This is a genomic window from Ruegeria sp. BHSC043 (assembly GCF_059612985.1).
Genome location: NZ_JBXWRS010000001.1, coordinates 352819 through 378126, shown reverse-complemented (window position 1 = coordinate 378126; position 25308 = coordinate 352819). Strand labels below are relative to the sequence as shown.

30 protein-coding genes are annotated in these 25308 nt (G+C 62.5%); 14 read left to right on the top strand and 16 right to left on the bottom strand.

The features are described from left to right. Window positions 1-103: 103 nt before the first annotated feature. Window positions 104-1009 (bottom strand): LysR family transcriptional regulator, encoded by a 906-nt coding sequence (locus AC2FMM_RS01855; RefSeq protein WP_496681767.1) that lies wholly within the window; start codon window positions 1007-1009, stop codon window positions 104-106. A gap of 94 nt (window positions 1010-1103) precedes the next feature. Between AC2FMM_RS01855 and metF the strand changes: the two genes are divergently transcribed. After that, complete coding sequence (gene metF / locus AC2FMM_RS01850; protein WP_496795636.1) at window positions 1104-1970, top strand: methylenetetrahydrofolate reductase [NAD(P)H]; 867 nt, start codon at window positions 1104-1106, stop codon at window positions 1968-1970. Between the two features lie 205 nt (window positions 1971-2175). Beyond that, the gene (locus AC2FMM_RS01845) at window positions 2176-2817 is read left to right on the top strand and encodes a J domain-containing protein (protein ID WP_496795635.1); all 642 of its coding nucleotides are present in this window, start codon (window positions 2176-2178) and stop codon (window positions 2815-2817) included. A gap of 55 nt (window positions 2818-2872) precedes the next feature. Here the strand turns inward: AC2FMM_RS01845 and AC2FMM_RS01840 are convergent, their stop codons facing one another. Beyond that, entirely contained in the window at window positions 2873-3391 is a 519-nt protein-coding gene (locus tag AC2FMM_RS01840) for a YHS domain-containing (seleno)protein (protein ID WP_496712239.1), read from the bottom strand. A gap of 234 nt (window positions 3392-3625) precedes the next feature. On the opposite strand from AC2FMM_RS01840, the gene yghU reads away from it, so the two are divergent. Further along, a complete protein-coding gene (gene yghU / locus AC2FMM_RS01835) occupies window positions 3626-4504 on the top strand; it encodes a glutathione-dependent disulfide-bond oxidoreductase (RefSeq protein ID WP_496795634.1) in 879 nt (292 codons plus the stop codon). Window positions 4505-4559: 55 nt separating this feature from the next. On the opposite strand, the gene AC2FMM_RS01830 is transcribed toward yghU, so the two are convergent. After that, window positions 4560-5348 carry an SseB family protein gene (locus tag AC2FMM_RS01830; protein WP_496681756.1) on the bottom strand — a complete coding sequence of 263 codons (789 nt, stop codon included), beginning with the start codon at window positions 5346-5348 and terminating at the stop codon, window positions 4560-4562. Further along, complete coding sequence (locus AC2FMM_RS01825) at window positions 5341-5928, bottom strand: uracil-DNA glycosylase family protein (RefSeq protein WP_496741118.1); 588 nt, start codon at window positions 5926-5928, stop codon at window positions 5341-5343. The genes AC2FMM_RS01830 and AC2FMM_RS01825 overlap by 8 nt, the downstream gene beginning before the upstream one ends. Window positions 5929-6142: 214 nt before the next feature. On the opposite strand from AC2FMM_RS01825, the gene AC2FMM_RS01820 reads away from it, so the two are divergent. Genes AC2FMM_RS01820 through AC2FMM_RS01805 form a run of 4 tightly spaced genes read left to right on the top strand, consistent with a single transcriptional unit; the run spans window position 6143 to window position 10705 of the window. Next, on the top strand, window positions 6143-6802 hold the full coding sequence (locus AC2FMM_RS01820) for an ABC transporter ATP-binding protein (protein ID WP_490362212.1): 660 nt from the start codon (window positions 6143-6145) through the stop codon (window positions 6800-6802). Further along, window positions 6780-8354 (top strand): KpsE/RkpR family capsule polysaccharide export protein, encoded by a 1575-nt coding sequence (locus AC2FMM_RS01815; protein ID WP_496795633.1) that lies wholly within the window; start codon window positions 6780-6782, stop codon window positions 8352-8354. The genes AC2FMM_RS01820 and AC2FMM_RS01815 overlap by 23 nt, the downstream gene beginning before the upstream one ends. A gap of 5 nt (window positions 8355-8359) precedes the next feature. Then, complete coding sequence (gene kdsA, locus AC2FMM_RS01810; protein ID WP_496795632.1) at window positions 8360-9193, top strand: 3-deoxy-8-phosphooctulonate synthase; 834 nt, start codon at window positions 8360-8362, stop codon at window positions 9191-9193. Between the two features lie 15 nt (window positions 9194-9208). Further along, complete coding sequence (locus AC2FMM_RS01805) at window positions 9209-10705, top strand: phosphomannomutase/phosphoglucomutase (protein WP_496795631.1); 1497 nt, start codon at window positions 9209-9211, stop codon at window positions 10703-10705. A 39-nt stretch (window positions 10706-10744) separates the two neighbouring features. Here AC2FMM_RS01805 and AC2FMM_RS01800 read toward each other — a convergent pair whose 3' ends face one another. Further along, window positions 10745-12736, bottom strand: a complete 1992-nt coding sequence (locus AC2FMM_RS01800; RefSeq protein WP_496795630.1) for an AsmA family protein — start codon at window positions 12734-12736, stop codon at window positions 10745-10747. A 94-nt stretch (window positions 12737-12830) separates the two neighbouring features. On the opposite strand from AC2FMM_RS01800, the gene rimO reads away from it, so the two are divergent. Beyond that, window positions 12831-14222 carry a 30S ribosomal protein S12 methylthiotransferase RimO gene (gene rimO, locus AC2FMM_RS01795; RefSeq protein WP_496795629.1) on the top strand — a complete coding sequence of 464 codons (1392 nt, stop codon included), beginning with the start codon at window positions 12831-12833 and terminating at the stop codon, window positions 14220-14222. Between the two features lie 66 nt (window positions 14223-14288). Here the strand turns inward: rimO and AC2FMM_RS01790 are convergent, their stop codons facing one another. After that, entirely contained in the window at window positions 14289-14477 is a 189-nt protein-coding gene (locus AC2FMM_RS01790) for a hypothetical protein (protein ID WP_496681739.1), read from the bottom strand. Between the two features lie 220 nt (window positions 14478-14697). Between AC2FMM_RS01790 and AC2FMM_RS01785 the strand changes: the two genes are divergently transcribed. Next, window positions 14698-14940: a CDGSH iron-sulfur domain-containing protein gene (locus tag AC2FMM_RS01785; RefSeq protein WP_496688524.1), complete on the top strand. Its 243-nt coding sequence runs from the start codon at window positions 14698-14700 to the stop codon at window positions 14938-14940. 4 nt (window positions 14941-14944) lie between these two features. On the opposite strand, the gene AC2FMM_RS01780 is transcribed toward AC2FMM_RS01785, so the two are convergent. From AC2FMM_RS01780 to AC2FMM_RS01760, 5 genes are all read right to left on the bottom strand, one after another. Next, window positions 14945-15202, bottom strand: a complete 258-nt coding sequence (locus AC2FMM_RS01780; RefSeq protein WP_496681735.1) for a DUF6455 family protein — start codon at window positions 15200-15202, stop codon at window positions 14945-14947. After that, window positions 15202-15471, bottom strand: a complete 270-nt coding sequence (locus AC2FMM_RS01775) for a DUF6455 family protein (protein WP_496681732.1) — start codon at window positions 15469-15471, stop codon at window positions 15202-15204. Before AC2FMM_RS01775 ends, AC2FMM_RS01780 begins: the two co-directional genes overlap by 1 nt. After that, window positions 15468-15737, bottom strand: a complete 270-nt coding sequence (locus AC2FMM_RS01770) for a DUF6455 family protein (protein WP_496795628.1) — start codon at window positions 15735-15737, stop codon at window positions 15468-15470. The genes AC2FMM_RS01775 and AC2FMM_RS01770 overlap by 4 nt, the downstream gene beginning before the upstream one ends. 69 nt (window positions 15738-15806) lie before the next feature. After that, window positions 15807-16175, bottom strand: a complete 369-nt coding sequence (locus AC2FMM_RS01765; RefSeq protein WP_496681728.1) for a YigZ family protein — start codon at window positions 16173-16175, stop codon at window positions 15807-15809. Continuing rightward, window positions 16172-16882, bottom strand: a complete 711-nt coding sequence (locus tag AC2FMM_RS01760) for a M48 family metalloprotease (protein WP_496681726.1) — start codon at window positions 16880-16882, stop codon at window positions 16172-16174. The genes AC2FMM_RS01765 and AC2FMM_RS01760 overlap by 4 nt, the downstream gene beginning before the upstream one ends. 117 nt (window positions 16883-16999) lie before the next feature. Between AC2FMM_RS01760 and AC2FMM_RS01755 the strand changes: the two genes are divergently transcribed. After that, the gene (locus AC2FMM_RS01755; protein WP_496681723.1) at window positions 17000-17248 is read left to right on the top strand and encodes a DUF8831 family protein; all 249 of its coding nucleotides are present in this window, start codon (window positions 17000-17002) and stop codon (window positions 17246-17248) included. Here AC2FMM_RS01755 and AC2FMM_RS01750 read toward each other — a convergent pair. After that, window positions 17236-17511: a DUF167 domain-containing protein gene (locus AC2FMM_RS01750; RefSeq protein ID WP_496741135.1), complete on the bottom strand. Its 276-nt coding sequence runs from the start codon at window positions 17509-17511 to the stop codon at window positions 17236-17238. The genes AC2FMM_RS01755 and AC2FMM_RS01750 overlap by 13 nt on opposite strands. Window positions 17512-17630: 119 nt before the next feature. Here AC2FMM_RS01750 and AC2FMM_RS01745 point away from each other — a divergent pair, with 119 nt between their 5' ends. Then, a complete protein-coding gene (locus AC2FMM_RS01745) occupies window positions 17631-18209 on the top strand; it encodes a nitroreductase family protein (RefSeq protein ID WP_496688515.1) in 579 nt (192 codons plus the stop codon). Further along, window positions 18194-18919, top strand: coding sequence for an EI24 domain-containing protein (locus AC2FMM_RS01740; protein ID WP_496681717.1), 726 nt, complete (start codon window positions 18194-18196; stop codon window positions 18917-18919). The genes AC2FMM_RS01745 and AC2FMM_RS01740 overlap by 16 nt, the downstream gene beginning before the upstream one ends. On the opposite strand, the gene AC2FMM_RS01735 is transcribed toward AC2FMM_RS01740, so the two are convergent. Genes AC2FMM_RS01735 through mce form a run of 3 tightly spaced genes read right to left on the bottom strand, consistent with a single transcriptional unit; the run spans window position 18910 to window position 20973 of the window. Further along, complete coding sequence (locus AC2FMM_RS01735; protein WP_496795627.1) at window positions 18910-20229, bottom strand: ferredoxin reductase family protein; 1320 nt, start codon at window positions 20227-20229, stop codon at window positions 18910-18912. The genes AC2FMM_RS01740 and AC2FMM_RS01735 overlap by 10 nt on opposite strands. 42 nt (window positions 20230-20271) lie before the next feature. Further along, entirely contained in the window at window positions 20272-20547 is a 276-nt protein-coding gene (locus AC2FMM_RS01730) for a DUF1467 family protein (protein ID WP_496681712.1), read from the bottom strand. Window positions 20548-20568: 21 nt separating this feature from the next. Then, window positions 20569-20973, bottom strand: coding sequence for a methylmalonyl-CoA epimerase (mce, locus tag AC2FMM_RS01725; protein ID WP_496681779.1), 405 nt, complete (start codon window positions 20971-20973; stop codon window positions 20569-20571). A 134-nt stretch (window positions 20974-21107) separates the two neighbouring features. Here mce and AC2FMM_RS01720 point away from each other — a divergent pair, with 134 nt between their 5' ends. Continuing rightward, window positions 21108-21827 carry a response regulator gene (locus tag AC2FMM_RS01720; RefSeq protein WP_496795626.1) on the top strand — a complete coding sequence of 240 codons (720 nt, stop codon included), beginning with the start codon at window positions 21108-21110 and terminating at the stop codon, window positions 21825-21827. A 279-nt stretch (window positions 21828-22106) separates the two neighbouring features. Here AC2FMM_RS01720 and aspS read toward each other — a convergent pair whose 3' ends face one another. Continuing rightward, window positions 22107-23882: an aspartate--tRNA ligase gene (gene aspS / locus AC2FMM_RS01715; protein WP_496795625.1), complete on the bottom strand. Its 1776-nt coding sequence runs from the start codon at window positions 23880-23882 to the stop codon at window positions 22107-22109. Between the two features lie 194 nt (window positions 23883-24076). Between aspS and AC2FMM_RS01710 the strand changes: the two genes are divergently transcribed. Beyond that, on the top strand, window positions 24077-25303 hold the full coding sequence (locus tag AC2FMM_RS01710) for a class I SAM-dependent methyltransferase (protein ID WP_496795624.1): 1227 nt from the start codon (window positions 24077-24079) through the stop codon (window positions 25301-25303). The last annotated feature ends 5 nt before the right edge of the window (window positions 25304-25308 follow it).

Sequence of the window (25308 nt, the reverse complement as noted above, 5' to 3'; positions counted from 1 at the left end):
CGAGGCTCCTGTCCGGTCAAACCGCGCGTATACTGGCGCAACGCCCCCTTGCCAAGAGGAATGATGCGCATGGCAGCCCACCGTCTCGCGCGGGGCCACGGCCCTATTGCGCCTGCAACTTGCGCGCCTCCTGGCTGGCCAGCTTGACCAACTCCTGCACAAAAGGCTTTTCCATGTCCTCGGCGCGAACAGCAGCGTAGAGGCGCCGCGTGATGCCATCCTTTGTCAGCGGGCGGGTCACATAGTCCGAGTTGTACTTGACCTCGCGCACGACCCAGTCGGGCAGGACCGAAATCCCTCGGTTCGATGCGACCAACAATAGGATCACTGCCGTCAGCTCGACCTGCCGGATCGCTGCCGGTTCGACCCGCGCGGGTATCAACAGCTGGCTGAACACGTCCAGCCGCGTGCGCTCGACCGGATAGGTGATCAGGGTCTGGCCGCGGAAATCCTCGGCCTCGATATACGGTTTTTCTGCCAGCGGATGGGTCGAGGCCGCGACGAAAACGGGGTTGTAGTCGAACAGCTCGATGAACTCGACGCCCGGCAGGTCTTCGGGGTCCGAGGAGACGACCAGATCGACCTCCTCCTTCTGCAGCGCGGGCAGCGCGTCAAAGGCCAGACCCGGCCGGATATCGACATCGACATCCGGCCACGACTTGCGGAAGGCCTCGAGCACCGGGAACAGCCACTCGAAACAGGCGTGGCATTCGATCGCGATGTGCATCCGCCCCGTACGCCCGTCGCGCAGCGAAGAAAACTCCTCCTGCATGGCCTCGACCTGCGGCAGGATCTGCTCGGCCAGACGCAGCAGGCGCAGCCCCGCCGCCGACAGTTTCATCGGCTTCGACCGGCGCAGGAAAAGCTCGACCCCGGCCTGATCCTCGAGCCCCTTGATCTGATGGCTCAGCGCCGATTGCGTGATATTCAGCTGATCGGCCGCGCGCGCCAGCCCGCCGCAGTCATGGATGGCCTTGATCGTGCGCAGGTGCCGGAACTCGATATGCATTTGCAGTCTGACTCATGTTGTTCTTGAGGAATATGAGTTTTTCTCACAACCCGCATCATGGCACAAGAGCGTGGTCACAAACAGCGAGACACCGATGACCAAGCCCGAGATCTCCTTTGAATTCTTCCCGCCGCAAACGCTCGAAGCGTCGTTTAGGCTGTGGGATACGGTTCAGACCCTGGCACCGCTGGGGCCGCGATTCGTTTCGGTCACCTATGGCGCGGGCGGCACCACGCGCGAGCTGACGCGTGACGCCGTGGCCACGCTGCACAAATCGTCGGGGTTGCCGGTGGCCGCGCATCTAACCTGCGTCGATGCTTCGCGCTCTGAAACCCTGGCCATCGCCCAGGAATTCGCCGCCGCCGGCGTCACCGACATCGTTGCCCTGCGCGGCGACCCGCCCAAGGGGCAGGACCGTTTCACTCCGCATCCCGACGGTTTCGCGACCTCGGTCGAACTGATCGCGGCGCTGGCCGAAACCGGCAAGTTCAAGATCCGGGTCGGCGCCTATCCCGACATTCACCCCGAGGCATCCGATGCACAGGCCGATATCGACTGGCTCAAGGCCAAGCTGGATGCTGGCGCCGATGAGGCGCTGACTCAGTTCTTCTTCGAAGCCGAGACCTTCTTCCGCTTTCGCGATGCCTGCGCAAAGGCGGGGATCGACAAGCCGATCGTGCCGGGCATTCTGCCGATCGAGAACTGGACGGGCGCCCGCAAATTCGCGAAACGCTGCGGTGCCCGGGTTCCCGGATGGGTCGAGGATGCCTTTGAAAAGGCCATCCGCGACGAGCGGCACGACCTGCTGGCCACCGCGCTGTGCACCGAACTGTGCTCGGACCTGATTGAGGGCGGCGTGGACAAGCTGCATTTCTACACGCTCAACCGCCCCGAGCTGACGCGCGACGTGTGTTTCGCCTTGGGGATAACGCCCAAGGTCGACCTGCAACACGTCGCCTGACCTCTCTTGCCGCAATCCCCTGTGCTGGGGCCGCCCCGGGCGGCCCCCTTTTTTTTCGTCCGGCGGCTGCGCAAACCAGCCCTGAATACAATCGCCGCGCAAACCTCGAACTGTTGTCCAGAAGCGCCCAATCAGTTGATTTATTTGACACAAACACCGGTTGTCCCGGAAAATAAGGGAACGTGTTTTAAAGAGTGATTTTGGTATGGAGCCAGTCGACAAAATTCAGGCTCGGGTTGATGCATTGCGGGCGCTTGGCCTGGATCAGACCGCGACGGCATCTGACATTCGCAACGCATGGCGCGACATCGCCTTTCGCGCGCATCCCGACCGCACCGGCGGGGATTCCGTGCAGTTCGCCGAGGCCAAATCGGCCTTTGACCTCCTCAGAAGCGAAGGGCTGGCCACTAAGGCCGCCGGCCCGGCACGTCCACGCCGCCCCAAGCTCAGGGCGCGTCTAATCGAATTGGCCGAAGATGCGCTCGAGTCATGTCGGTCTCTTCTTGGGGCCGGCGGCGCCTTGCCGCATGACGATCACCGCGCGCCCTGCCGAAATTCAGAACAGGCCAACGCAGACCACATTCCCTCGGCCGTGGGGTGCCGGGGGCGCGATCTGACCTTCTTCGTGGCCACGCCGGTTTGCGAGGGGAAGAACCGGGTCGCCCTGCCGACCTCGATCCTGACCAGCGGCCGCAAGTTCGAGGCCGAGATCCTGTCTTTTCAGGCCACGTCATCCGGCGCGGGAGAGGTCTTGGTTCCCGACACGATCCGCGAACGCAAGTTCCCCGGGGCGAAAAGCGTGCGGATCCGGTTTGAGGCCGACCCGAGCGTGAACGAAGCGTTCTGAAAACGCGAAAAGGCCCGGCAAGTCCCGCCGGGCCCGCGATCATCGGAACAAAGGATCAGTTCTGGATCGGTCCGGCCGAGGTGAATTTGGGGATGACGCTGGTCGAGGCGTCCGACGGCTCGATCTCGGGCCAGTTGCCTTCGGCCAGGTTGATGTTGCCCGGCACGTCCTCTTCCCAGAAACCGACCACGACATCGGTGATGTTCAGATACAGCTTGTCATCCACGATGCGCCACAGGTTGGGGTTGCCCGGCACCTTGCCGCCCTTGGACACACCATAGGCGCAGTGCCCGTCATATTGCGGGGCGTAATAGGCGGGATTTTCAAGAAACTTCGCCCGGTTTTCCTCGGATGCGAAAGCCCAGATGGCCCCGTTGTACTCAGCCGTGATGTCGGCGCGGCCACGCACGGCTTCGGGTTGGGATTGCCCGACGGGCACCTGTTCGAGGTCGCGATAGGCGACAACGTCGTAGCCGGATGCGGCATAGCCAGTCCCGTCAACATATTGAGGCCCGGCAAGGGCCGGAACGCCCAGCATCATGGCGGCGGCAAAAGTCAGTGCAAAACGGTTCATGTACGTGATCCTTGTTCTGGAGGCAGTGTCTGCGTGATCGTCAGATGCGAGAGTATTGGAATTCCCCGGATCGCACAGCCCAGCTAACGCTGCTGTGACCGGCCACGAGAAAACGTGAGCGAATTGCGGAGGATTGTTTCACGAAACGCGCAACGTCGGGGGTTGGCCTCGGGGCGTGACGATACTACCTCTGGGACGACCCGGCGCGCCCGGCTTAGGCATGAAAGGCAGAAGATGAGCAACACATCCACCTATACCCCCCCGAAAGTCTGGACCTGGGACAGCGAAAGCGGCGGACGTTTTGCCAGCATCAACCGCCCCATCGCGGGCGCCACCCATGACAAGGATCTGCCCGTGGGCAAGCATCCGCTGCAACTGTATTCGCTGGCCACTCCAAACGGGGTCAAGGTCACCGTGATGCTGGAAGAACTGCTGGCCCTGGGCCATGACGGCGCCGAATACGATGCCTGGCTGATCAATATCGGCGAGGGTGACCAGTTCGGCTCGGGCTTTGTCGAGATCAATCCCAACTCGAAAATCCCCGCCCTGCTGGACCGGTCTGGCGACAAACCGGTGCGCGTGTTCGAAAGTGGGTCGATCCTGTTCCACCTGGCCGAGAAATTCGGTGCATTCCTACCGAAATCCGGCCCGGAGCGCACCGAAGTGATGAACTGGCTGTTCTGGCAGATGGGCAGCGCGCCTTATCTGGGCGGCGGGTTCGGCCATTTCTATGCCTACGCGCCCGAGAAATGGGAATATCCGATCAACCGATTTGCCATGGAAACCAAGCGCCAGTTGGACGTTCTGGACCGGGAACTGGCTCACAAACCCTTCATTGCCGGTGATGACTACTCGATCGCCGACATGGCGATCTGGCCGTGGTACGGCCAACTGGTTCTGGGCCGCCTATACGACGCCGCTGAATTCCTGGATGTTGATTCCTACACGAACGTGATGCGGTGGGCAAAAGAGATCGATGCCCGCCCGGCGGTGCAACGCGGCCGGATGGTCAACCGCGCCTTCGGCGAGCCGCACACCCAACTGCGCGAACGCCACGATGCCAGTGATTTCGAGGCGCGCACGCAGGACAAGCTGGAACAAGCCGCCGAATAGTCTGACGTCTTTTTCAGCCGCCTGACCGAAGATGCAGCGCCCCGGCGCTGCATTTTCATTTCAGGATCGGCGGTTTGTCCGGATCACTTCCGGGCGCGGCGCGGACAGGATCCGGGCGGGTCGGTTGCGGGATGTCAAACCGCAGCCCAACCATCGACAACGCCTCGGTCGCGGCATCGTCATCAGCAAAGAACCCAACGTCCAATGCTCCAGCTTCGATCCCGGAAAAGGTCAGCGCCTCGGAGACCGCCTTGGCCAGCGCCGGTTCCGCGCCTTGGACCGCATCGACGAAGGCCAGCAGATGCCCGGCCCCGCCGCCCTGGGCGCGCGTCGCCACCAGATAGGCGGCCGAGGCCAGCCCTACCGCCGTTGCCAGCTTGGTATCCAGCGCCGTCAACAATGCATCGGGCAAGCCGGCAGGCGGCAGGAACTCTTCCAGCCGCGCCTCGACCGCCTGCGGAGCGTGGCTGAGCGTCTCGGCCAGCCAGGTCAGCGCTTCGGCCGGGATCAGCATCGACGAGGGCGCCACCTCGAGGTTCAGGCCCAGCCCGATCCCCTGCCCGCCCAGCATCCCGGCCAGAACCCGGCCCGACAGCGCCGCATAGGGCGCCGGTCTGCCTGCGAACTGCACAAGACGCTCCTCGCGATCGAAGGCCAGCACGAAACGCCCGTCGGCGACTTCGAACAACTCGGGCGAGATATTTTCGCCGCGCGCCTCTTCGGTCAGCATCAGAAACAGCTCGGAATCGGCAAGCCGCTCAAAGAATCGCAGCCGGGCCGCATCGTCCTGCGGACGGGCCTCCATAGCGGCATGGGCTGCATCCAAGGCCGTGGTATCAGTCATTCAGCACCTCTTGCACCCGGGCGCGCAGAACCGGCAGCAACTCGGTCTCGAACCAGGGGTTTTTCTTCAACCATGCCGTATTGCGCCACGACGGATGAGGCAAGACGAAGACCCGCGGCGCATGGTCCCGCCAGGCGCGCACCGTCTCGGTCACCGAGGATCGGGTCCCCAGGTGGAATCGATGGGCATGGCTGCCGACCAGCACGGTCAGGGGCACCGCCCCCAATTCCCGCATGACCTTCGCATGCCAGGTCTTGTGGCAGATGGGCGGCGGCGGCAGATCAGCCTGCCGCGCGTCATAGCCGGGAAAACAGAAGGCCATCGGAACGATCGAGACCCGCGAAAGGTCATAGAACTCAGCCGGGCTGAGCCCCAGCCAATCACGCAACCGGTCGCCGGACGGATCGGTAAAGGGCCGGCCGGAGTCGTGGACCCGCGCGCCCGGCGCCTGCCCCGCGACAAGGATCCGGGCGCCGGGCCGGAACCACACCACCGGTCGCGGGCTGTGTCCAGTCGCAGTAGCGGCGAACCGCTCGGCGCACAAACTGCACGACCGGATCCGGTCGGATAGGCTTTCCATAAACTCTGCTCACCTTCTCGTTTTGAGCCGGGCCTTCGCTCGCCAAGTGACATTCTGACCAAGTGCATGTCACATTCGCACAGAACAGTTTTCCGCGCGCATTGAAGATTTGTTTCACAATTCGACATAATGTAGCCAACATGGCCCGATAACAAAGGGGCTTTGGCCGGACCGTCGTGGCCGGGCCGGAACGAAAAAGTTGCACAGGCCGGAAATGCTCGAGTTTGAAAATGTCAGCAAATCCTTTTGGACCGGGACACGCCGCAAGGTGATCCTGGACCGGGCCTCGTTCCGGGTCGAGCTGGGAAAGTCGCTGGGCATCCTTGCCCCGAACGGAACCGGAAAAACGACGCTCATCAACATGATGGCGGGTCTCGAAAAGCCAGACGAAGGCGTGATTCGTCGGGACTGCCGGGTCTCTTTCCCGATGGGGTTTACCGGCGGCGTGTCCAAACGCCTGTCGGCACTGGAGAACGCGCGCTACATCGCCAAAATCTATGGAATGGATCCGGACTATGTCGAAGCCTATTGCAGCTGGCTCTGTGGTCTGGGCGAATATTTCAACCAGCCGCTGGCCACTTATTCCTCGGGGATGCGCGCACGGTTCACCTTCGCATTGATGCTGGCACTGGACTTTGACATGTATCTTATCGACGAAGGCATGCCGGCAACCACAGATGTGGAATTCAACAAGAAAGCGGGTTCGATCCTGCAGGAACGCCTGCGGACGACGACTCTGGTGATCGTATCGCACGACCCGAAGGTTCTTGAGAAATTCGCCAGACAGGCGGCCGTACTACTGGACGGCCGGCTTCACGTTTTTGAGTCTCTGGAAGAAGCGAAACAGGTGTATGACTACCAAACCCAAGGCTAAGAAATACGACCCGAACCGGGCTGCCAACGGCGAAGGAACGGTCGAAGCCCGGGCCGAAGCCATTTCGCGCATTCGAAAGGCGACGCAGGGCGTGGCCGAAACGCCGGCAGGAACCGAGCTGGATGCGATCAAGCGCGAGGGGCTTACGGGGCGGCAATTGCGCATAGCACGGCGCATGGCGCAGAAACATGGCCTGGCCGCGACGTCGGATTACGACGCCGTGCGGCTGCTGCGCCAAAAGGGGATCGACCCGTTCCCCCGCAAGAACCTGCTGGATATCGTCGGCCAATTGGGCGATGCCCCTGCCCCGGACGGCACCTCCAGAGACCAAGTCAAGATCCACCTGCCGCAGACTATCAAGGAAAAAACCGAAAACCTGCCGGGCCCCGAACTCAGCCCGGCCGAGCGTCGTGCGTTCGAGATTGGCCAGATCCAGAAAGACATCGCCCGGCGGCGGCGGCGTAAGCTGATCGGTCTGTTCGCCCGGCTGGCCGCCTTCGTGCTGCTGCCGACGCTGTTGGTCGGCTATTATTTCTACAAGGTGGCAACGCCGATGTACGCCAGCAATTCGGAATTTCTGATCCTGCAGGCCGATGGCGGGCCCGGCAGCATCGGCGGGTTGCTGGCCGGGACGCAATTTGCAACGACCCAGGATTCGATCTCGGTGCAGTCCTTTCTGGAATCGAAAGAGGCGCTGCTGCTTCTGGACCGTGACGCCGGGTTTTCGAAGGTCTTCCAGCAAGACTGGATCGACCCCATCCAACGCCTTGAACAGGATGCGACCCTGGAAGATGCCTTCAAGCTGTACAAGCGGATGATCACCATTGGCTATGACCCGACCGAAGGCGTGATTCGAATGGAAGTCGCGGCACCGGATCCGGAAACGGCGACCCTGTTCTCGGAGAAACTGATTTCTTATGCCGAGGACCGTGTTAACGCACTGTCTGAAAAGAAACGCGAAGACCAGATGCGCGACGCCGTCGAAAGCTTCGAGGCGGCACAGGCGGCCCGGCGCAAAGCGCAGGAAGACCTAATCGAGTTGCAGCTTGAAGGCGCTGTTCTGGACCCGGAGAACGTGATCGCCAGCCTGCGCGCCCGTATCAATGAAATCGAGATTCAGCTGCAGGACAAGGAACTGCAACTGGCTGCCCTGCTGGACAACCCGCGGCCGAACCAGGCCAAGGTCGACGGCGTGCGCGCCGATATCGAGCGGTTGCAGGCGGTGCTGGAGGAGTTGAACGCAAAGATGCTGGATGCGTCTGCTGGCGAGAACTCGCTGGCGCGACTGAGCGTGCGCATCCAGATGGCCCAGGCCGACCTGGCGGCCCGGGACATGATGCTGCAGACCGCCATGCAGCAGATGGAGAACACCCGGACCGAGGCCAACCGTCAGGTCCGATACCTGACCGTTTCGGTCAACCCGGTACCCAGCCAAGAGCCCAGCTATCCGCGCAAATTCGAAAATACGATTTTGGCATTCCTGCTGTTTGCTGGTATCTACCTTATGATTTCGCTGACCACGTCAGTCCTCCGTGAACAGGTATCTTCGTAGAGCATATGCAACATGTAAAAATCGCCGACCTGACGGTCGGCAACGATCTTCCGCTGACCGTCATCGCCGGGCCGTGTCAGCTTGAATCCGCCGACCATGCCCAGATGATCGCTGGCCGGATAAAAGAAATCTGCGACAAGGCCGGAGCGCGATACGTCTTCAAGGCCTCGTATGACAAGGCCAACCGTACGTCCCTGTCCGGCAAACGCGGCATGGGGATCGATGCGGGCCTCAAGGTTCTGGACGACATCCGCAAGACGATGGGTGTTCCGGTCCTCACCGACGTTCACACCGAAGCACAATGCGCCGTCGCGGCCGAAGCGGTGGATATCCTGCAGATCCCCGCGTTCCTGTGCCGTCAGACCGACATGTTGTTGGCTGCGGGTGAAACGGGCAAGGCGGTCAACGTCAAGAAGGGTCAGTTCCTGGCCCCATGGGAGATGCCGAACATCGTCGAAAAGATCGAAAGCACCGGCAATCGGAACATCCTGCTGACCGAGCGCGGAACATCCTTTGGCTACAACACGCTGGTTGCCGACATGCGATCGCTGCCGCAAATGGCCCGAACGGGATATCCGGTCGTGATGGACGCTACGCACTCGGTGCAGCAGCCCGGTGGCCGGGGCGGATCGTCGGGTGGTCAGCGCGAATTCGCGCCGGTCATGGCCCGCGCCGCGGTATCGCTGGGCATTGGCGCAGTGTTCATCGAAACTCACCAAGACCCGGACAACGCACCGTCAGACGGGCCGAACATGATCCCGCTGGATCAGATGGGCGACCTGATCGGGACACTGATGCAGTTCGACGCCCTTGCCAAAGCCAACCCAATTCAGATTTGAAAACCGAGATTTGACATGACCAAACCCTTGTCCGAGGTGACCCCGAACACCTGGAGCTTTCTGCGCGACGCGATGATCAAGCCCACCGGCTTTCGCGAATATGATGCCCGCTGGAAATATCCCGACGAGATCAACCTGCCCGGCATGACCGCGCTGGGCCTCGGCCTGGGGACGCAGATGCACAGGCGCGGGATCAAGCCCGAGATCGCGGTCGGAAACGACTATCGCGACTATTCGCTGGCGATCAAGAACGCACTGATCCTTGGTCTGATGCAGGCGGGCATCCGGGTCAAGGACATCGGCCCGGCGCTGTCGCCCATGGCCTATTTCGCGCAGTTCCACCTGGATGTCCCGGCCGTGGCCATGGTGACCGCCAGCCACAACCCGAACGGCTGGACCGGGGTCAAGATGGGCTTTGACCGCCCGCTGACCCATGGCCCCGATGAAATGTCCGAACTGCGCGATATCGTGCTGAACGGTGAAGGCGTGGCCCGCCCTGGCGGGTCCTATGAATTCGTCGATGGGGTGAAAGAGGCTTATATCGACGATCTGGTCGGCGATTTCAGAATGTCCCGTCCGCTGAAGGTCGTCTGTGCCACGGGCAACGGTACGGCTTCCGCCTTTGCACCGGAAATCTTTGAGCGCATCGGGGTCGAGGTCGTACCCAGCCACAATCGGCTGGATTACACCTTCCCCAACTACAACCCCAACCCCGAAGCAATGGAGATGCTGCACGACATGGCCGCGACCGTCAAAGCAACGGGCGCGGATCTGGCCTTGGGGTTTGACGGCGACGGAGACCGCTGCGGCGTGGTCGATGACGAAGGCGAAGAGATCTTTGCCGACAAGGTCGGTGTGATCATGGCGCGCGATCTGGCCAAGCTGCATCCCGGCGCCACCTTCGTGGCCGACGTGAAATCGACCGGCCTGTTCGCCAGCGATCCCGAACTGCAGGCGCTTGGCGTCAAGGCCGACTATTGGAAAACCGGCCACAGCCACATGAAACGGCGCGTTAAGGAAATCGGCGCGCTGGCCGGGTTCGAGAAGTCCGGCCACTATTTCCTGGCCGAGCCTGTCGGGCGCGGCTATGACTGCGGCATGCGGGTGGCCGTCGAAATCTGCAAGCTGATGGACCGGAACCCGGACAAAAGCATGTCGGACCTGCGCCGCGCGCTGCCCAGGACGTGGTCGACCCCGACCATGTCGCCCTATGCCGCCGATACCGAGAAATACAACATCCTTGCGCGGCTGGTCGACAAGCTGGTTGCCAAGGCCGAGGCGCGGGAAACACTGGCCGGGCGCCCCATCAAAGAGGTGGTCACGGTCAACGGCGCGCGCGTGATCCTGGACAATGGCAGCTGGGGTCTGGTGCGGGCTTCGTCGAACACTCCCAATCTGGTCGTCGTATGTGAAAGCAGTGAAAGCGAGGCGGAAATGCGGGCCATTTTCGCCGATCTCGACGCCGTGATCCGCACCGAGCCCGGCGTGGGCGACTACGACCAGACGATCTGACACCGATGGGGGCGCCGCCAGCGCCCCCACAACCATTGATCAGTTGTTTCCCAGCAGTTTCAGCAGCCCTTTCTTGGCCTCTTCTTCAAGCTTTTTCTTGACCGCGTCTTCGATCTGGTCGCTGTCCGTGATGGTCGTGTCAAGCTCTTCTCCGGCCTTCCTGAGAGCCTTCTGCTTGGCGTCCTGTTCCAGCTCTTTCAGCTTTTCGTTGGTGGCCGCCTCGATCACTTTGCTCAGATCCGGTTTGATCGACGGGTTGCTCCACGGGCCCTGTATCCGCACGGGAACCGCCAGCCCCTCGCCTGAATTGGCGCGCAAGGCCACCGGCGTGAAAACATAGTCGATATCCCGCCGACCCAGTCCAATCCGGCCAGACCCGTCCGCGCGGAAATTGTCCAACTGCATCAGCAGATCATTGTTTCTGAGGTTTCCTTTGCGGATCACGAATGAGGCCGTCAGGCTGTTGAACACCGTCGTCCCGCCCACGGCATCGCCACGTCCCATCAGACGATCAAGGTCGATCCCCGCGATGACCCCTTTGCCCACCTTCAGACTGCCCTTGCCACTGAGCGAGCGCATGATCTGATCTTCGCTCTGACCTTCGCCGAGGAATTCCAGATCCAGCCCCCCCTTGCCCGACAACCGTTCAACCCCCGCCAGCGCCGTCAAAGCCTGCTGCAGGTCGATCCCCTGCGCCGATAGCTTGCCGCCGACCGACAATCCGTTGCGGTTGTTGGCGACCACCTGCCCGGTCAGTTGCCCCGCGAACAGCGTGGCCGGGTTCATCTGCATGACCGCGCGCGACCGGTCGAGGCTGAGTGTCAGGTCGCTTGCGCCGAATTCGAGACCGGGAACCGCAATCGACTCGGCCCTCAGGCGGATCTGCCCATTGGCCAGGCCCAGAACCGATGCGTCGATCGGCTGCTTTGACCATCCGTCGTCGCCCCGTGGCGACGATCCGGCTTTCGGGGCGTCGTTTTTTGGTTGCCTCCGGGTCTGCGTACCAGCATCCGCATCGGCGACACGCGACAGATCCAGATGGCCCGCCGTCAGGTTTGCGGTGATCTGCGGAGTGGCGGCGACAAGGATGTCTGCATTGCCCGTGATCCGGTTCTGATCAAGCGCGACCTGGATGTCGCGCAGCGCGATGCGTCCGTCGCGGGTATAGGTCATCTGACCGCGCACGTCGGCCGCGCGGCCCAGACCCTGAGGCACGGTCACACCCGCCTGGCCAAATGCGGCCAGCATCTTGTGTGTATCGGTCGTCGTGATCCGGGTGCGCCCGTCCATTTCCCCTGCCAGATTGACGCGTCCGTCAAAGTTAACCTGGCCCCCGGGCGCGCTCAGGTCCAGCGCCAGCGGCGTCGCCTGACCTGAAGAAAAGGCCGGCAGATCCGATATGCTCAACGCCACCGTAACCGCCCCACCCGGCACTGGCATTTCCGCGTCCATCCGCATCGGGGCGGAAATGTCGGGCCAGCTGGCCGACAGATCCACGTTCGCGAAATCCATGCGAACCGCGCCGTCTTCGACATAGACCAGCCGGGCATTGGTCAGCTCCAGCTTGTCCAGCGTCACGGAACTGGGCTGCGATGCGGGTTTCGGCCCGCCAGACGGCAAGGCGGCCTCGGCTGGCGCGGCCTGTTGGCGGGGTGCCAGTTCCCAGTTTCCGCGTCCGTCGGACAGTTCCAGCCGCACGACCGGGTCGCGCGCCAATACACGACCGATCCGGACCTCGCCGCCCAGAAGGGCCGAGGCATCAACGCCCACCTCCAGGCTGGACGCGCTGAGCATGGGTTCGGGTCCGGCCCAGGGGGCATTCGCAAATTGCACCGGTCCGGTTTCCAGGCCCAGGACGGGCCAGAACGAAAACCGTACGTCGCCCTCAAGCGCAAGGTCGCGCCCGGTCTGGGCCTTGACCTGTTCCGCCAGGATCGCGCCAAGCTTGTCGCCGGGCATCAACAGCAAGGCCCCGATGGTCAATCCGATGGCGGCCATCAGAATGAAAAGAATGCGAAACAGCCACTTCATGATTTCTATGCGCCCCTGTTGTCCTTTGCCTAAATGATGTCTGCCCGACGCGTGGGATTTGCAAGGGGAAGATTTCCCCACTATATGCCGCGCCATGAGCACCAACCCGCCCAACCTCCGCCCCGACCTGGCGCCTGCCGCCCGGATTGACGATGCCCCGCGCCGCGGTCAGCCCACCATCGGCATGGTCTCGCTCGGCTGCCCCAAGGCGCTTGTGGACAGCGAACGCATCCTGACCCGCCTGCGGGCCGAAGGATACGGCATCTCGCCCGACTATGCCGGGGCGGACGCGGTGATCGTGAACACCTGCGGGTTTCTCGACAGCGCCAAGGCCGAAAGCCTTGAGGCGATCGGCGAGGCGCTGGTGGAAAACGGCAAGGTGATCGTGACCGGCTGCCTGGGGGCCGAGCCGGACTACATCCGCGAACACCATCCGCGCATTCTGGCCGTGACCGGCCCGCACCAGTATGAACAGGTGCTGGATGCCGTGCACAGCGCCGTGCCGCCCGATCCGAACCCCTTCGTCGATCTGCTGCCGGCCTCGGGGGTCAAGCTGACCCCGCGCCATTTCAGCTATCTCAAGATTTCCGAGGGCTGCAATCACAAGTGCAAGTTCTGCATCATCCCCGACATGCGTGGCAAGCTGGCCAGCCGCCCCGCCCATGCGGTGCTGCGCGAGGCGGAAAAGCTGGTGGAAAACGGCGTGCGTGAACTGCTGGTCATCAGCCAGGACACCTCGGCCTATGGGCTGGACCGCAAATATGACGTGAACCCGTGGAAAGATCGCGAGGTGCGCAGCCACATCACCGATCTGGCGCGCGAGCTGGGCCAGATGGACGCCTGGGTGCGGTTGCATTACGTCTATCCCTATCCGCATGTGCGCGAGCTGATCCCGTTGATGGCGGATGCGGGCTGCAACCTGCTGCCCTATCTCGACATCCCGTTCCAGCACGCCCACCCGGATGTTCTGAAACGCATGGCGCGCCCCGCGGCCGCGGCGAAGACACTGGACGAGATCGCCGCCTGGCGCGAGATCTGCCCCGACATCACCCTGCGTTCGACCTTCATCGTGGGCTACCCGGGCGAGACCGAGGCCGAGTTCCAGACCCTGCTCGACTGGATGGACGAGGCGCAGCTGGATCGTGTGGGCTGCTTCAAATACGAAAACGTCGACGGGGCGCGCTCGAACGACCTGCCCGATCACGTCCCCGAAGAGGTCAAACAGGAGCGTTGGGAACGCTTCATGGAAAAGGCGCAGGCGATCTCCGAGGCGAAACTGGCGGCCAAGGTGGGCCAGACCATCGAGGTGATCGTGGATCAGGTGGACGAGGACGCCGCCATCTGTCGCACCAAGGCCGACGCGCCGGAGATCGACGGGAACCTGTTCATCGACGAAGGTTTCGAGGCGCTTCGTCCTGGCGACATCGTCCCGGTTCAAGTGGACGAAGCCGGTGAATACGACCTGTGGGGTAAGTTGCTGCGCTGAGGCACAGCCCACGAAAAACGGGCGGCCCCAGAGGGACCGCCCGCGAAAGTCAAAATTGGTAAAGCCTTACTGGCTGACCGGGTTGCAGACGGTCTGACCTGCTTCGGTTGTTGCCAGTTCATATCCGGCCGAGCAGCTGGGCGTTCCGTATTTATCATAGTCGGGCTGGATGTAGACCGGAGCGGGTTCTTCCTGCTGACCGCAGGCGGTCAGGATCAAGCCAAATGCGGCTGCGGCAGCGAATTTCAGTTTCATGTCCATCAATCCTTCAATACTTTTCTGATATTGCCCAACTTTTCGGGGCCGCGTCCAGAATACGGCCAATATGGCCGCGTGGCAACATTTTGGATCACACGGTCGTGAACCAGGGCAAAACCATGCCGTGTGCCCCATTTTTAGCCTAAGCAAAGGCAGTCCGTCAGGTTACAATGCAACCCGAACCAATTGATGATTTTTCGCTGAAAGGACAAGCAAAATGGCTGAACCACCGATAATCGCCCGCAAGGCCCCCTATCCAGTCGAGGTGATCGAAGGAAAAACCTATTTCTGGTGCCGGTGCGGGAGATCCAAGCGTCAGCCACTTTGTGACGGTTCACATAAGGGCACCGGAATCGAACCCGTCTCATACAAGGCTGAAGCGACGCGGAAAGTCTTTTTTTGTGGATGCAAGCAAACCCAAAACCCTCCGATTTGCGACGGCACGCATTCCCGGCTCTAGCCGCTCAGCGCAATTGCCTCAGAGCATCCGCAATCGCGCAACAAGGCGGCTCGGGCGTCATTTCGGCCTGTTGCTCGGCCAGCCACAGGACACAGCCTTTGCTGCAGTCGGCCGCCCTGCATCGGGTAACGATCTCGGCATAAGCCTGGTGGCTCAGACGCCCGTCGGCCATGGCTTCGGTCAGCGAAACCCCCATGCGACGGGCAACCGAGCGGGCAAGCCAGAAGTGTTTTTCGATATCTCCCAGATGTATGTGCCGCATCACAACTCCTGACCCGTCTCTGCACGAATTCGATGAAACAGCCCGAGATTCGGGCATGCGAAAGGTACCCGCGCACCGATCTTCGCGCCTGACAGCCAATCTCGGCACATCTCTGCCCGCCCACAACCGCGGCAGCGCCGAACTGCTTGTGCCCAGTCCTGCTGCGTCAGACCACCCGAACGGTAGGCAACGAGCAGATCCGTGCGGGTGATGCGCCCCATTTTCAGCACAAGGCGCAGATGGCGCGCGGTGTCGCCCAGCACCTTCATGACTGCCCCCGTGAAGTCCGGCTCAAACGGCCAAGCATCTCGCGGTTTCTGCAGAATTCCGGCGGCTTGCCCCCGAATTCCTCGCCGGCCAGCCCCCGCGCACAACAGACCGGGTCCGGACATTCGGCGCACCGCAACACCGCGTCTGACAACTGATCAAGTGAAACTGCGCCTGAAATCGCGGCTTCCTGCAGGTCAACGCCCACCTGATCCGCCATCCGGCCCAACAGATCCGCATGGCGCTTCAGCGTCTCTTTAGGTGTCATGGCCCCGCCTTTCCTTATACCGATGGCTTTGACGATACGGCAAATGCGCCGCGTGGCCCTTGATACAGGTCAAGCAGTCGCCCCAAGACGGTCCAGATAGGCCCGCGTCGCGTCCTGAACCCGTCGGAACCTGTCGCCGCCCAATTTCTTTCCGCCATACCAGCGCGTGACGATAATCACGTGGTCCTGCAGCCCCGCCCGCTGCATCATGCGCAGGATGACCATGGCCGCTCCGGCTTCGCCATCATCGGCCTTGAGGGCACCTGTCGGCAGGACAGCAGCCCAAGTGTTGTGGGTGGCCTTGGCATACAGCTTGTCCGCCTTCAACGCCCGCAACACGGCATCGATGTCGTCACGGCTTCCGACCGGCGCACCCGAAACCGCATATTTCGAGCCTCGGTCGGTCAAAACAACGCCAAGACGGGTCAGTTCCGTCATTCCATCAACCCCAGATCGGCTGCGGTCTCCAGCACGACCTCGACCCGTTTGGCATTGGGCGGGTGCGACGCCAGGAAACGGTCTCCCGGGTCGGGGATGCGGCTGAAATAGGCCATTCCCTTCAGCGGATCGTATCCGGCTGCATTGGTGATGACGGTTCCCAACACGTCCGCTTCCAACTCGAATGTCTTGGCATAGCTCTGCATGCCCACCTCGGCGCCCAGTTGTTGTGCGCGTTCGATCTCGTCCGGCCCCTCGCCCTGGGCCTTGGCCAACTCGCCAAAGACGCGCGCACCCTCCTTTGCGTTTTCGATCTGGCGCGCGATATGCCCCATGATGTGATGCGCGGCCTCGTGGCCCATCACAAAGGCCATCTCGTCGCCGTTGCGGGCCGACCCGATCATGCCCTGGTTGAAGATCACAAGAGGCCGGCCTTGTTCGTCCAGCGTCTGAAAGGCGTTGGGCTGGGAATAAGGGGCAAGATCTACGAGGATCACGAAGTCACAGTTCTGGCCCTTGGTCTGCCGGCGGCATTCCGCGCCCGCCGCCCTGGCAACCGCGCGGCTGACCTGGCGAAAGGTTTCGGCCTTGTCCCGCAAGGCGAGAGAGGTCGGCGCCCAAGCCTCGGCCGGCACCAGAACGTGGCGCTCGACGGCGGCGCCGCACCCGGCCAAGGCCAGCAGCAGCAAGACAAAAACGCGGCGCATCCACGATATCCTTCCCTCAGATCCGGCGTAAAGCCTAGCGCAGCCGAACCCGAGAGACCACAGCGGACGAACCGATCGATGGTTGCATTGGGCCATCAGGCCGGGCACTGTTGGATCATGTTTTCGATTGAACATGAATTCGACTCGACGGTCATCACCCTGGTGGACGAAGGCCCGCCGCCCCTGCAGGAAGACGTGGTCATCAACAGCTTTGCCGAATGCGTCACCATCGAACAGTTCGACCCGCGGACCGACCGCATCCAGAAGATCACGCTCTCGGCCGGGCAGTTGCGCGACCTTGCCGCCGCGCTGGACCTGCCCGAAGGGGTCTACCAGATTCGTGAGACGGACGATCAAGGATCATAGGCAAACAGCTTGTCCCGCGCGGCCTGCCCTTGCACGAGGGTCAGTCGAGAAGGCGCGACACCCATCGCCTTGGCCAAAATTCGGGCCACCGCCTTGTTTGCCCTGCCATCCTCGGCCGGAGCCGTGACCCAGATCTGGACGACCGAACCATCCACCTGCATACGATCCCGCGCGGCCTTGGGTGTCGCGCGCACGGCGATGCGTTGCCCATCCTTGGCCAGATGGCTCAGATCCGGCAGGTGCTTCAGTTTTGGTTCGGCCATACAATTTTTTCCATTTGGTCAATTCAATTGAGCCTGAGTCTTTCGAGATGAGAGTTTGCCCTTGAAATGACGCCTTGTCTGCCCGAAATACCAATGGCCCATGTGAAAAAGGTTAACATATGTCTCTGAAGAACCCGGCCGCGTTGGAATTTCTGCAATCCCGCCGCTCTCGCCCGGCCAAGACGCTGGTTGCGCCCGCGCCGAACCGCGATCAACTGATGCCGCTGCTGACTGCGGCGGCCCGCTGCCCCGATCACGGAAAGTTGGAGCCGTGGCGGTTCATCGTTCTGGAAAAAGGCGCCATGCCCCGTCTGGCCGCGCTGACCGAAGAGCGTGGACAGGCACTGGGCAAAAGCCCCGACGAGATCGCAAAAGCCCGCAGCCAGTTCGACATGGGGCAACTTGCCGTTGCCGTGATCGAGGTTCAGAAACCGTCCGAAAAGATCCCTGCGATCGAGCAGACCTATTCGGCCGGGGCGGCCTGCCTGGGCCTGCTGAACGCGGCGCTGGCCGCGGGTTGGGGCGCAAACTGGCTGTCGGGCTGGCAAACGCATGACCGGGAATTCTGCGAACGCGGTCTCGGCCTGGCGCCGAACGAGCGGGTTGCCGGGCTGATCCACATCGCCACCGAAAGCACCGCTCCGCCCGAACGCCCCCGCCCGGATGTGGACGCGATCACCGAATGGGTGTCCGCGTGATCGTTCTCAACGCCTTTTTCGCCGCCTTGGGCCAGATCGGAGACCCCCGGTTCCGCAAGGTCCTGATGCGCGGCATCGGCCTGACGATCCTGTTGCTGGTCGTTGCTTGCACCGGGGCCATCTGGCTGATCAACTTCGCGTCAGGCTCTGAGATTTCGCTGCCTTTTGTCGGGGCCGTGCCGTGGCTGAACGATGTCCTCAACTACTCCGGCATTGTGCTGGTGCTGATCCTTCCGATCTTTCTCATGATTCCGGTGGCTTCGGCGATCACCTCGATGTTCCTGGACGAGGTCGCCCAGGCCGTCGAGGACAAGCATTATCCGGCCCTTCCGCCCGTCCCCCGCATTCCGGTCGCAGACGCGGTTCTGGATTCGCTGGGGTTCCTGGGCGTTCTGATTGTCGCGAACCTGCTGGCCCTGGTGCTTTATGCCCTGTTCCCGCCGCTCATGCCGTTTATCTTCTGGGGCATGAACGGTTTTCTTCTGGGGCGCGAATACTTCACGCTGGCCGCCATGCGCCGGGTCGGCCGGGACGGGGCGCGCCGGTTGCGCGCGCAGCATGCCTCGACCATCTGGATTGCCGGCACGTTGATGGCCATCCCGCTGACCTTTCCGCTGGTCAACCTCGTGATTCCGATCCTCGGAGCGGCCACCTTCACGCATATCTTCCACGCGCTGAACGGCCGGCCCGAGGTAGCCCGTCAATCATAGACGAAGGATTCACACAGAATCCGGTGCCGGGGTACGCCCAGCGCGGTCAAGTCCTGCTGTACCGCGGTCAGCATTCCGGGCGGGCCGCACAGGACAAACAACCAGCTTCGGCGCGCCTCATCGTCGAACAAACGGCGCAACAGAGACCGGTCGATCACCCCTACCTCACCGGTCCAGTCCTCGGCCGGTTCCGAAACCACGTGAACCAGGCGCAGATGCCCGCCCCGTTCCATCGCGGCAAGTCTGTCGGAATCGACGATCTGTGCCGCCGACCTGTTGCCGTAGACCAGCGTCACCGGGCGCGGATCGCCCTGCGCGCGCAACTCGTCCAGAATGCTCAGCATTGGGGCGATCCCGACACCCCCGGCGATCAGCGCCATGCCCGGTGCGTCCCGCTCGACCGGGGTCAGATGCCCGAACGGACCATCCAAATAGGCCGGCGCACCGATCGGAATCCGCCCCAAGCTGCGGGTGAAGTCGCCCAGTTCCTTGATGACGAACCGTATCTCGGGGCCCTCCGAAGGCGCCGAGGCGATGGAAAACGGGTTGTCGTTCACTGAAAACGGGCCGTGCCCGACCTGCAGCCAAGCAAACTGTCCGGCCTGGAATTTGAGCCCGTCATGGCCGTCCGGCGCCAGCACCAGTTCCCAGGTGCGTTCGGCAATCGGCCCGACACTTGTCACGCGCCATGGTCGGCGCAACCGGGCGAGCGGCGCCAGAAGATAGACCCGCAGCATACACGCACCGGCAACCGCCCCCAATGCCAGCCAGACGCCGGTCAGAACCGGGTCTGCGCTGTAGCGGCCCGCCGCCAGCGCGTGCCAGATGGCAAAACCCGCAATGGTCAGAGCCATCAATCCGTGACCCAACCGCCAGTTCTGGTATTTTCTTCCCAGATCCGACCGCGACAGGGCCAACCCCACCAAGACCGGCAGCAACATCCAGGCGACGGCGCCAGGCAGGATGGTCTCGGGCTCCCAGCTTAGGGTCAATTGGCGCGTGGAGTCCCAAGGATAGGGCGGGTTGCGCGCGCCCTGATACAGAAAGGGATGGATCAGGGCCAACACCAAGGCCACGCGCGCCAGAACCCGATGCCAACGCATCGTCACATCCATGCCGATCCGACGCGAGATCAAACGAAAGCGGCCCGACAACAGGAACTCGACCAGTAGGATGGCCAAAGCGACCAGGCCGGCGCCGGTCGCAAGCTCATCCCGCAGGGACCGGAGGGGAAGCCCCTGCATCCCCGCCAGGGCCAGCGGCGTCACCAGCAGGACCACATATCCGACGATCAGTACCCGCCTCGGCACGAGCCGATACTCCCCTATGCAAAAGCAAGCGCCCGGCCGGTGTCACTCGACGGGGTCAAGCTGGTTCAGCCAGTCAAAATCCCTGATCGAGATGACACCCGACACGATGATTCCGGCAATGATCGCCCACAAGACGATCGAAATTCCGGTGGTGATCCACAGTTTCTTCTTCATGTGGTGAACTTCCGGCGCGCCCGCATGGGTGCCCGGCACGATGTCGCCCAGATCTCCCTGCGTCTTGATGCGCACGGGCAATACGACCAACAGGGTCAGAAACCAGATGACGGCGAACAGAACCAGCGCGGCCGTAATGGTCATACAAGAACCTCCTTGCCCAGTTCAGACCTGCTCTAGTTCGACGAGGCAGCCGTTGAAATCCTTTGGGTGCAGGAATAGAACGGGCTTGCCATGCGCGCCGATTTTGGGCTCTCCGTTGCCCAGCACGCGGGCACCGGTCTCCTTCAGGTGATCGCGCGCGGCGATGATGTCCTCGACCTCGTAGCAGACGTGATGGATGCCACCCGAAGGGTTCTTTTCCAGAAACCCTTTGATGGGGCTATCTTCGCCCAGCGGGTACAGCAATTCGATCTTTGTGTTCGGCAGTTCGATGAACACGACGGTAACTCCGTGATCGGGTTCGTCCTGCGGGTCGCCGACCTTGGCCCCCAGCGCGTTTCGATACTGCACCGAAGCGGCCTCGAGGTCGGGAACCGCGATTGCGACGTGGTTGAGGCGGCCGATCATGACATACTCCTTTGTTCGGGTCATCGACGGTTATGGGCGCTGCCCCTGCAAAGGGCAAGTGCGCCAAAACGCGCGTTAACCCTGTGTTATCCAGATCTTCCTAGCGTGAGGCATCTGCTGAAAGGAGTTCTGCCATGGACGATTCGGTGCCCTTCGCCGCATCCACCCCTGCTCCAAGCGCCGCACGGCCGTTGCTTGGGCAGACGATTCTGGTTGTCGAGGACAGCCGATATGCCTGCGACGCCCTGCGATTGATGTGCCTGCACAGCGGCGCCCGTATCCGGCGCGCGGACTGCATCAGATCCGCCCGGCGGCATCTTCAGATCTACCGCCCCACCGTGATCATCGTGGACATGGGTCTGCCCGACGGCTCGGGGGCCGATCTGATCGCGGAACTCAACATCGCCAGCCCCCGCATCAGCGCCATTCTGGGCATGTCCGGTGACGACGGCGCGCAAGATCGGGCGTTACGGGCCGGGGCCGATGGCTTCATGACCAAGCCGCTGAAATCGCTGGCTCATTTTCAAACGAAAATCCTCCAACTGCTGCCGGAGGACCGGCGCCCCGGCAACCTGCATGCAGTCCGCGACGAAGAAATCTCTCCGGATCCGATGGCCTATCAGGACGACATGGCCCACATCGCCGACATTCTGACTGGGCCCGCCGATGACCGAACGCTGGACTACGCGGCGCAATTTCTGCGCGGCGTCGCGCGCGACGCCGGTGACTCCGTTCTGGCCGAAGCGGCGCAACAGCTGGCCACTTCACGCGTCCGAGGCGCCCCCGTAACGGTCCTGGCCGCCCGTGTCGCCGGTCTGGTGCAAAACCGCCTTGAACGGCGCGAGGCAATCTGAATGATCACTGCGTATATCATCACTGCCGCGTTGCTTTGCGCCTGGTGGTACCGACAGACCCGGCGGCAGGCGCGGTCCATACGGGTCAATCGACTGAATCAGCCCGGATGGCTGGATTAAAACTTGCGGTCTTGGGACCTTCGCCCTGCCGAAAGGGTCCCGGCCGAAACAATCGGCCCAGACCGGCCGCCCACGGCAAAACCTAACGGGCCCGCGGATACGTGCGCATCCGCTGAACCTGGTTTGGCCGCGTGAACAGGGAGGTGCGAGCGGGCCGGATCAATCCTGCGGAATGATGCGCAGGCCCAGTTCCATCAACTGATCCGAGGTCGGGTCCGACGGCGCCTGCATCATCAGATCCTCGGCGCGCTGGTTCATCGGGAACATCATGACCTCGCGGATGTTGGCCTCGTCGGCCAGCAGCATGACGATCCGGTCGATGCCGGCGGCGCAGCCCCCGTGCGGCGGGGCGCCATAGTGGAACGCGTTGAACAGCGCGCCAAAGCGGCTTTTGACCTCGTCCTCGCCATAGCCGGCCAGTTCGAAGGCCTTGAGCATGATCTCGGGCTTGTGGTTGCGGATCGCGCCCGACACCAACTCGTAACCGTTGCAGGCCAGGTCGTACTGATAGCCCTTGACCTCAAGCGGGTCGCCCTGCAGCGCCTCCATGCCACCTTGCGGCATCGAGAACGGGTTGTGTTCGAAATCGATTTCGCCGGTTTCCTCGTCCTTTTCGTAGATCGGAAAATCCACGATCCAGGCAAAGGCGAACCGGTCCTTGTCGGTCAGGCCAAGTTCCTCGCCGATCACGTCGCGGGCCTTGCCGGCGACCTTTTCGAAGGTCTTGGGCTTGCCGCCCAGGAAGAAGGCCGCGTCGCCCTTGCCCAGACCCAGTTGCTGGCGGATCGCCTCGGTGCGTTCGGGGCCGATATTCTTGGCCAACGGGCCAGCGGCCTCCATTCCGTTCTCGCCCTCGCGCCAGAAGATGTAGCCCATGCCCGGCAGGCCCTCTTTCTGGGCAAACGCGTTCATCCGGTCGCAGAATTTGCGGCTTCCGCCCCCCGGCGCCGGGATCCCGCGGATCTCGGTGCCTTCCTGTTCCAGCAGCTTGGCGAAGATCGCGAAACCGGACCCGCGGAAATGGTCCGACACGACCTGCATCTTGATCGGGTTGCGCAGATCGGGCTTGTCGGTGCCATACCACAGCGCCGCGTCCTTGTAGGAGATCTGCGGCCATACCTTGTCGACCTTCCGGCCGCCGCCGAACTCTTCGAAGATACCCGTCAGCACCGGCTGGATCGTGTCGAACACGTCCTGCTGGGTGACAAAGCTCATCTCGAGGTCCAGTTGGTAGAAATCGGTGGGCGACCGGTCGGCGCGTGGGTCTTCGTCGCGGAAGCAGGGCGCGATCTGGAAATACTTGTCAAAGCCCGACACCATGATCAGCTGCTTGAACTGCTGCGGCGCCTGCGGCAGCGCGTAGAACTTGCCCGGATGCAGGCGCGAGGGCACCAAGAAGTCGCGCGCGCCCTCAGGGCTGGAGGCGGTGATGATCGGCGTCTGGTATTCGCGGAACCCCTGATCCCACATGCGGCGGCGCATGCTGGCGATCACGTCCGAGCGCAGAGCCATGTTGCGCTGCATCGCCTCGCGGCGCAGGTCCAGGTAACGATAACGCAGGCGCGTTTCCTCGGGGTATTCCTGATCGCCGAACACCATCAGCGGCAGTTCCTCGGCCGCGCCCAGCACTTCCAGTTCGCGGACATAGACCTCGATCTCGCCGGTGGGCAGCTTGGGGTTCACCAATTCGGGGTCGCGCGCCTTGACCGTGCCGTCGATGCGGATGCACCATTCCGAGCGCACTTTCTCCAAAGCGTTGAATGCTTCACTGTCGCCGTCGCACAGAACCTGCGTCACTCCGTAGTGGTCACGCAGGTCGATGAACAGCACGCCGCCGTGGTCGCGAACGCGATGGACCCAGCCCGACAGGCGGACGGTTTCACCAACATTGGCGGCAGTCAGATCGGCGCAGGTGTGGCTGCGATAGGCGTGCATCGGTCATATCCCTTCGGGCGGAGAATTCGTCGCGCCGATACACCGCGATGCGCCGGGGAAGTCAAGGGTTGGGACGCGATGCGGGCCGGAATGCAGACAAATTCGAAAAAATCGCTATCTTTTGGACATGTGAACTTAAATAGTTTTCCCGGCAGGCGGGAGCCAGGCCCCTTGAGCAAGGAGGTGTTCGGCCGATGTGGCAAGCTGTTTTGGATCGCGTATTGCGGGGTTTCATCACCTGCGGAACTCTGCGGATCACCTACCCTGACGGGACGGCGCGCACTTATGGCGACGCCACGCAGCCCGAGGCGCATATCACCCTGCATGACTCCGCTTTGATGGCACGCTTGGTGCGCAATCCCGAGATGGCTTTTGGCGAGGGCTACATGAATGGCACCATAACCGTCGACGAAGGCGGCCTTGAAAGTGCCATGCGGATCGCGATTCGATGCGCGGCCAGCGGGTCATTGCCCCTGCTGCAGCAGATCCAGGACTGGGCGGGGTATCTGCTGCGGCCGATCCTGCAGCGCAACTCGGTCCGCTCGGCGCGGCGCAACGTGGCGCATCACTATGACCTGTCCGACGACTTCTACCAGCTGATGCTGGACCCTGACATGCAGTACAGCTGCGCCTATTTCCAGCAGCCCTGGATGACTTTGGAACAGGCGCAAGCCGCCAAAAAGGCGCATATCGCGCGCAAGCTGTGCCTTGAACCCGGAATGCGCGTGCTGGACATCGGTTGCGGTTGGGGAGGGCTGGCCCTGACGCTGGCGCGTGACCACGGCGTGCAGGTGACCGGGCTGACCCTTTCGCAAAACCAGCACCACACTGCGACCGCACGAGTACGGCAGGCCGGGCTAGCCGACCGCGTCGACATTCGGCTGATGGACTACCGGCAGATGCAGGATCAGTTCGACCGGATCGTCTCGGTCGGGATGCTGGAGCATGTGGGCGCGCCACAGCTGCGCACCTATTTCGACCAGGTCGCGGCCCTGTTGAAGCCCGACGGCGTGGCGTTGATCCATTCCATCGGCCGCAATGGGCCGCCCACCGGCCAGTCGCCCTGGCTGAACAAATACATCTTCCCGGGCGGCTATGTCCCGTCGCTCGAGGAAATCGTCAAACCCGTGGCACGCACCGGCCTGTGGTTTCTGGATGTCGAAAGCCTGCGGCTGCATTATGCCCTGACTCTGCGCGCCTGGCGCGACCGGTTCGAGAGCAACCTGGATCAGGTACGCGCGATGTATGACGACCGGTTCATCCGCATGTGGCGGTTCTACTTGACCGCCTGCATCCTGGTGTTCGAGGAGCGCGACCAGACCGTTTTCCAACTGCAACTGGGCCATCGCCGTGACGCGGTGCCGTTAACGCGGGACTATCTGTATCAGCCGGGTCAAGAAATGCGCAACGCCGCCGAGTAGAGCCC

What these genes read in the sequence shown, in the direction of transcription:
- AC2FMM_RS01830 (WP_496681756.1), bottom strand. Translation starts at nt 5,348, where the DNA reads ATGACTGATACCACGGCCTTGGATGCAGCCCATGCCGCTATGGAGGCC.
- AC2FMM_RS01730 (WP_496681712.1), bottom strand. Translation starts at nt 20,547, where the DNA reads ATGACCATTACGGCCGCGCTGGTTCTGTTCGCCGTCATCTGGTTTCTG.
- AC2FMM_RS01710 (WP_496795624.1), top strand. Translation starts at nt 24,077, where the DNA reads ATGTGGCAAGCTGTTTTGGATCGCGTATTGCGGGGTTTCATCACCTGC.
- AC2FMM_RS01785 (WP_496688524.1), top strand. Translation starts at nt 14,698, where the DNA reads ATGGCTGAACCACCGATAATCGCCCGCAAGGCCCCCTATCCAGTCGAG.
- AC2FMM_RS01800 (WP_496795630.1), bottom strand. Translation starts at nt 12,736, where the DNA reads ATGAAGTGGCTGTTTCGCATTCTTTTCATTCTGATGGCCGCCATCGGA.
- AC2FMM_RS01775 (WP_496681732.1), bottom strand. Translation starts at nt 15,471, where the DNA reads ATGAAGGTGCTGGGCGACACCGCGCGCCATCTGCGCCTTGTGCTGAAA.
- AC2FMM_RS01815 (WP_496795633.1), top strand. Translation starts at nt 6,780, where the DNA reads ATGACTACCAAACCCAAGGCTAAGAAATACGACCCGAACCGGGCTGCC.
- AC2FMM_RS01740 (WP_496681717.1), top strand. Translation starts at nt 18,194, where the DNA reads ATGGGTGTCCGCGTGATCGTTCTCAACGCCTTTTTCGCCGCCTTGGGC.
- mce (WP_496681779.1), bottom strand. Translation starts at nt 20,973, where the DNA reads ATGATCGGCCGCCTCAACCACGTCGCAATCGCGGTTCCCGACCTCGAG.
- AC2FMM_RS01720 (WP_496795626.1), top strand. Translation starts at nt 21,108, where the DNA reads ATGGACGATTCGGTGCCCTTCGCCGCATCCACCCCTGCTCCAAGCGCC.
- AC2FMM_RS01845 (WP_496795635.1), top strand. Translation starts at nt 2,176, where the DNA reads ATGGAGCCAGTCGACAAAATTCAGGCTCGGGTTGATGCATTGCGGGCG.
- AC2FMM_RS01855 (WP_496681767.1), bottom strand. Translation starts at nt 1,009, where the DNA reads ATGCATATCGAGTTCCGGCACCTGCGCACGATCAAGGCCATCCATGAC.
- AC2FMM_RS01840 (WP_496712239.1), bottom strand. Translation starts at nt 3,391, where the DNA reads ATGAACCGTTTTGCACTGACTTTTGCCGCCGCCATGATGCTGGGCGTT.
- AC2FMM_RS01790 (WP_496681739.1), bottom strand. Translation starts at nt 14,477, where the DNA reads ATGAAACTGAAATTCGCTGCCGCAGCCGCATTTGGCTTGATCCTGACC.
- AC2FMM_RS01745 (WP_496688515.1), top strand. Translation starts at nt 17,631, where the DNA reads ATGTCTCTGAAGAACCCGGCCGCGTTGGAATTTCTGCAATCCCGCCGC.
- rimO (WP_496795629.1), top strand. Translation starts at nt 12,831, where the DNA reads ATGAGCACCAACCCGCCCAACCTCCGCCCCGACCTGGCGCCTGCCGCC.
- AC2FMM_RS01750 (WP_496741135.1), bottom strand. Translation starts at nt 17,511, where the DNA reads ATGGCCGAACCAAAACTGAAGCACCTGCCGGATCTGAGCCATCTGGCC.
- yghU (WP_496795634.1), top strand. Translation starts at nt 3,626, where the DNA reads ATGAGCAACACATCCACCTATACCCCCCCGAAAGTCTGGACCTGGGAC.
- AC2FMM_RS01770 (WP_496795628.1), bottom strand. Translation starts at nt 15,737, where the DNA reads ATGACACCTAAAGAGACGCTGAAGCGCCATGCGGATCTGTTGGGCCGG.
- aspS (WP_496795625.1), bottom strand. Translation starts at nt 23,882, where the DNA reads ATGCACGCCTATCGCAGCCACACCTGCGCCGATCTGACTGCCGCCAAT.
- AC2FMM_RS01760 (WP_496681726.1), bottom strand. Translation starts at nt 16,882, where the DNA reads ATGCGCCGCGTTTTTGTCTTGCTGCTGCTGGCCTTGGCCGGGTGCGGC.
- AC2FMM_RS01805 (WP_496795631.1), top strand. Translation starts at nt 9,209, where the DNA reads ATGACCAAACCCTTGTCCGAGGTGACCCCGAACACCTGGAGCTTTCTG.
- AC2FMM_RS01825 (WP_496741118.1), bottom strand. Translation starts at nt 5,928, where the DNA reads ATGGAAAGCCTATCCGACCGGATCCGGTCGTGCAGTTTGTGCGCCGAG.
- AC2FMM_RS01765 (WP_496681728.1), bottom strand. Translation starts at nt 16,175, where the DNA reads ATGACGGAACTGACCCGTCTTGGCGTTGTTTTGACCGACCGAGGCTCG.
- AC2FMM_RS01820 (WP_490362212.1), top strand. Translation starts at nt 6,143, where the DNA reads ATGCTCGAGTTTGAAAATGTCAGCAAATCCTTTTGGACCGGGACACGC.
- metF (WP_496795636.1), top strand. Translation starts at nt 1,104, where the DNA reads ATGACCAAGCCCGAGATCTCCTTTGAATTCTTCCCGCCGCAAACGCTC.
- AC2FMM_RS01755 (WP_496681723.1), top strand. Translation starts at nt 17,000, where the DNA reads ATGTTTTCGATTGAACATGAATTCGACTCGACGGTCATCACCCTGGTG.
- kdsA (WP_496795632.1), top strand. Translation starts at nt 8,360, where the DNA reads ATGCAACATGTAAAAATCGCCGACCTGACGGTCGGCAACGATCTTCCG.
- AC2FMM_RS01780 (WP_496681735.1), bottom strand. Translation starts at nt 15,202, where the DNA reads ATGCGGCACATACATCTGGGAGATATCGAAAAACACTTCTGGCTTGCC.